Origin of the sequence: Hassallia byssoidea VB512170, assembly GCF_000817785.2 — a bacterium.
Taxonomy (GTDB): Bacteria; Cyanobacteriota; Cyanobacteriia; order Cyanobacteriales; family Nostocaceae; genus Hassallia; species Hassallia carrinoi.
The window spans coordinates 1-4,216 of the sequence record NZ_JTCM02000205.1 but is presented as its reverse complement, the minus strand read 5'-3'; the positions used below and the strand labels follow the sequence as shown (position 1 = coordinate 4,216).

The window sequence follows — 4,216 nt, the reverse complement described above, 5'->3', positions numbered from 1 at the left end:
ATAATTTCAACATTTCCCCTGTCTTGAAAAAGTCTGATGCCTGCGGCAACCCCTGCGGGGAACGGAGGAAACCTCCGCTCAGATTTTCCGCTTTTTTCCTTTCCCCTTTTCCCCTCCCTTCGGTAAAGGTAGAGTCGGATCAGAATGGGCTATTTTGTTAAAGCGTCGGGGTAAAGATTGGGTACCTTTACCAGATGTGACGTATATTTCTTATGAACGATTACCTAAAAGCTGGAAACGTAATGAAGCTTGTCCAGCAATTCCGGAATTGGTAATTGAAATTATCTCTCCAGACCAAACATTGAAGGAATTTGAAGACAAAGCAAAAGATTATTTTGCGGCTGGAGTTTCACGAGTTTGGATTGTAGATCCGGATGCGATAAATATTAAAGTGTTTTTCTCGGCTGATTCAAGTCAAGTTTATACAGATACTACACCGATTGTTGATGCGCTGCTTCCTGGTTTGGAGTTAACAGTCAGGCAAATTTTTGAAGAGGCAGAATTGATTTGAAAGACTCAGATCCCCGACTTCTCGCGAGAAGTCGGGGCAAATCGTTTCTCCAAAGGTCATTTCACGTCTTCTTGTCTCAAAAGTTCTGTATATTCGTCTAATCCTTCTTCAGCTAGTTGCCTATCTTCTTCAGCAAATTCACTTCTGAATTTCGGGAAAAAAGCGATATTAAGCATTAATCACTAATTGGCTGAGACGTTTAAGTATTCTGAAAACATCATATAAATCATTTCCTGGGTTGCGAATTGCAAACAACTTAGATGTCGCATACTGTATAATTTCGCCTTTAACTAATTTGACGAAAATGAAGCTACCACCTGTAGTAATCATACCAAAGCTAGGTTTCTCCGGATGAGGATTTGCTAGCATATAAGCGATAATTTGCGCTAATCCTTCTTCAATAGAATAAGATGCTCTTTTGGATTCAATCACCATCACCCAAAATTGGTCTTTTAAAACTAAGGTGTCAATTCTTCCTTTGATAATTACACCTTCATCTTCTGTGACAATATCAACAGATTCCTCTGATTTGACATAAAAAGGGTGTAAGTAGAAGTCGGCGATAAACAGAATTGGATCGAGTACCGCCATTCTGACGATATCTTCTAGCATTGGTGGGTAATTAAGAAGATTGATAAAACCCGCTTTTACTTTGTCTAAAAGTTGTTTATCTAAATCAGTTATTTCTGGTAAATCGTCTTCCCACTCGCGGAAGAATTGGTCATTGTCAACTAGCTGAATACCAAATCTATCGATTAAGTAGCGTAAGTTTATATCTTTTGCTTGGATTGTTTGCGTCATAGTATTAAGTTTCAAGAAGGTACAATGTTACTCTAACTCGCTACAATAAAGATTTGCAGTATTCTGCATCCTATACATGAAGTTACCTATTGTTGCAATTATCGGACGCCCGAATGTGGGCAAATCCACCCTGGTGAATCGTCTTGCCGGACAACAGTCAGCGATTGTTCACGATGAACCCGGAGTGACACGCGATCGCACTTACTTACCAGCTTACTGGGGCGATCGCGAATATCTCGTAGTCGATACTGGTGGTTTAGTATTTAATGATGAAACGGAATTTTTACCACTAATTCGTCAACAAGCTTCTTTGGCACTAAAAGAAGCAAGTGCCGCTATATTTGTTGTCGATGGGCAATTAGGATTAACCTCTGCTGATGAGGAAATCGCTGAGTGGTTGCGTCAACAAACTGTACCCGTTTTGCTTGCCGTAAATAAATGTGAATCCCCAGAACAAGGTTTAGTTCAAGCTGCGGAATTTTGGCAATTGGGATTAGGTGAACCGTTCGCGGTATCTGGTATTCATGGTAACGGTACAGGTGAGTTACTCGACGAGTTAATTAACCACCTACCCATTGTCGAAAATATACCAGAAAATAATGAAATCAATGTAGCAATTATCGGTCGCCCAAATGTCGGTAAATCAAGCTTATTGAATGCTTTCGTCGGTGAAGAAAGAGCGATTGTCAGCCCGATTTCTGGTACAACTCGCGATGCAATTGATACCGTCGTTGAACGCGATGGACAAATTTACCGCTTAATTGACACTGCCGGAATTAGAAAAAAGAAACACATTGAATACGGTACAGAATTCTTTAGCATCAACCGCGCATTTAAAGCGATTCGCCGCGCCGATGTGGTTTTATTAGTATTAGATGCTGTAGATGGTGTCACCGAACAAGACCAAAAATTAGCTGGGCGAATTATCGAAGAAGGTCGAGCTTGTGTTGTTGTCGTTAATAAGTGGGATGCTGTCGAAAAAGACTCTTACACAATTTACGACTACGAAAAAATCTTAACTGAAAAGCTGCATTTCACCGATTGGGCAGAAACGATTTTTGTCAGTGCCGTCACCGGACAACGGGTAGAAAAGATTTTAGAATTGGTGAATACCGCTTCTGAAGCACATAAACGTCGAGTCAGCACATCGGTAATTAACGAAGTCTTGGAAGAAGCAGTTAGCTGGCATTCGCCCCCAGCGACACGCGGCGGACGCCAAGGTAAGATTTATTATGGTACGCAAGTCACCAGCCAACCACCAACAATAGCGCTGTTTGTCAATGAAGCAAAACGCTTCAATGAAAACTATCGTCGCTACATTGAGCGCCAATTCCGGCAACAATTAGGATTTAAAGGCACACCGATTCGTTTACTGTGGCGGAGTAAGAAAGTGCGTGACATGGAAAGTGGTAATGTCAATAGAGCAACTCGCGTCAAATGAAGTTATGAGTTATGAATTATGAGGAGCCAGTTGCGTGCGGGGGTGGAGGAGTTTGAGCAATCTGGCGTTGATGAGTTAAACTCCGCTCCTCCTAACTTTTAACTCCTAACTTCTAACTTTATAATGGATTTACTGCGATCGCTTCCACTTGGTCTTTACCTCGAACAACCGATAACTTGGCTGCATAAACTCGATCCGCGTGTCAAGTTTTTCTGGTTGATGAGTTTTTTAACTACCTATATATACGCTCTTAACGAGTGGCGGGTATTATTGGTATTAATTTTAATTGTCGCTACCCTCATAGCCAAAATTCCTGTGCGAGTATGGCAACAGCAGATGGGTTGGCTGTTAACAGTCTCGTTTCTTGTACTTTTAATTGCCGCTATCAGTCCGGATGGATTGGGTATAAATTATCAACCGCGCCTGACCACATCTGAAAGTTCACAGTTAAACAAAGCGAACTCAGAACAAGCACAAAGCTCAAAAAATCAAGTTAAGAACCCCAAACAATATACTTACGTAGTTTTTGAAGCTGGAGCCATAAAAGTCACGCGCCGCTCTTTAGATTTGGCAGTCAGCTTGAGTGCAATGTTGTTTACTTTAATTTACAGCACCAACCTCTATCTGCTGACAACCGCACCCGAAGAAATCACCGCTGCTATAGAAAACTTAATGCAACCGCTACGACGGTTGAAAGTACCTGTCACCGAATTGACTTTAACTTTAACTTTGTCGTTGCGGTTTATTCCCCTAGTTTTAGAAGAAGTGCAAAATTTAATTCGCTCTGTGATGACAAGAGCAATAAATTGGAAAAAGCTAGGATTGAAAGGAAGCGTTAAAGTTTGGCTGCTGGTAGCAGAAAGACTGTTAGAAAATTTGCTACTACGGGCAGAACAAATGGCTAGCGCAATGATGGTGCGCGGCTTTACCAGTCCTAACGAACATCGCGTACAATGGCACGAATTACGGTTTACAACTCGTGATTGGGTAGCGATCGCGTTGCTTATTTTATTTTGGGGAGTGCGGCTAGCTGTAGGAAGTGAGGTTTCTTAAACGATACGATCAAGCCTTGGTATTGGCGATCGCTTCCCCGTGGAAAAAAAGAGAGTAATTGAGCGCAACCTTTTTGCACCTTCTAGCTACAACTTTTGGATCTTGGCTCCATACCGAGCGGGTCGAAATTGCCGTAAGAAACAGGTTTAGAACGAAGGCTTGAAAAATCGGTCGAGCCTTCAATCGAAATAGTCGTGGGGACAGGCAAGTTAGGTAGATCCGCTTTTTCCCCACGACAAATGAGTGATGTTCGCGCTTCGCGTCTCCCCGAACCCTTGAAGCCTGTCCCCATTAGGCTCGCGGGAAGGACTCGCCCTTGGACGCTCACCCGGACAAAAATGGACAGGCTTCTCCTTCAAAGACGCGAAGCGCGAACATCCTTTGTGACTCGCTATCGTGTTGAGGATCTT

At 42.5% G+C, this 4,216-nt stretch carries 5 protein-coding genes; 4 read left to right on the top strand and 1 reads right to left on the bottom strand.

Annotation, left to right across the window (positions count from 1 at the left end; translation table 11 throughout):
- Nucleotides 1–154 precede the first annotated feature (154 nt).
- Nucleotides 155–511, top strand: coding sequence for a Uma2 family endonuclease (locus PI95_RS34745; RefSeq protein WP_236117337.1), 357 nt, complete (start codon nt 155–157; stop codon nt 509–511).
- 168 nt (nt 512–679) lie between these two features.
- Here PI95_RS34745 and PI95_RS34740 read toward each other — a convergent pair whose 3' ends face one another.
- Nucleotides 680–1,312 (bottom strand): hypothetical protein, encoded by a 633-nt coding sequence (locus PI95_RS34740; RefSeq protein WP_039752515.1) that lies wholly within the window; start codon nt 1,310–1,312, stop codon nt 680–682.
- 76 nt (nt 1,313–1,388) lie between these two features.
- On the opposite strand from PI95_RS34740, the gene der reads away from it, so the two are divergent.
- The 3 genes from der to PI95_RS36550 form a co-directional block, all read left to right on the top strand.
- The gene (gene der, locus PI95_RS34735) at nt 1,389–2,753 is read left to right on the top strand and encodes a ribosome biogenesis GTPase Der (protein WP_039752516.1); all 1,365 of its coding nucleotides are present in this window, start codon (nt 1,389–1,391) and stop codon (nt 2,751–2,753) included.
- 123 nt (nt 2,754–2,876) lie between these two features.
- Entirely contained in the window at nt 2,877–3,806 is a 930-nt protein-coding gene (locus tag PI95_RS34730; RefSeq protein WP_039752517.1) for an energy-coupling factor transporter transmembrane component T family protein, read from the top strand.
- 194 nt (nt 3,807–4,000) lie between these two features.
- A partial coding sequence (locus PI95_RS36550; protein ID WP_236117336.1) for a hypothetical protein occupies nt 4,001–4,216 on the top strand: 216 nt, incomplete at its 3' end.

Excerpts from the sequence above, each read along its gene's own strand:
- PI95_RS34740 (WP_039752515.1), bottom strand. The coding sequence starts at position 1,312 with ATGACGCAAACAATCCAAGCAAAAGATATAAACTTACGCTACTTAATC.
- PI95_RS34730 (WP_039752517.1), top strand. The coding sequence starts at position 2,877 with ATGGATTTACTGCGATCGCTTCCACTTGGTCTTTACCTCGAACAACCG.
- der (WP_039752516.1), top strand. The coding sequence starts at position 1,389 with ATGAAGTTACCTATTGTTGCAATTATCGGACGCCCGAATGTGGGCAAA.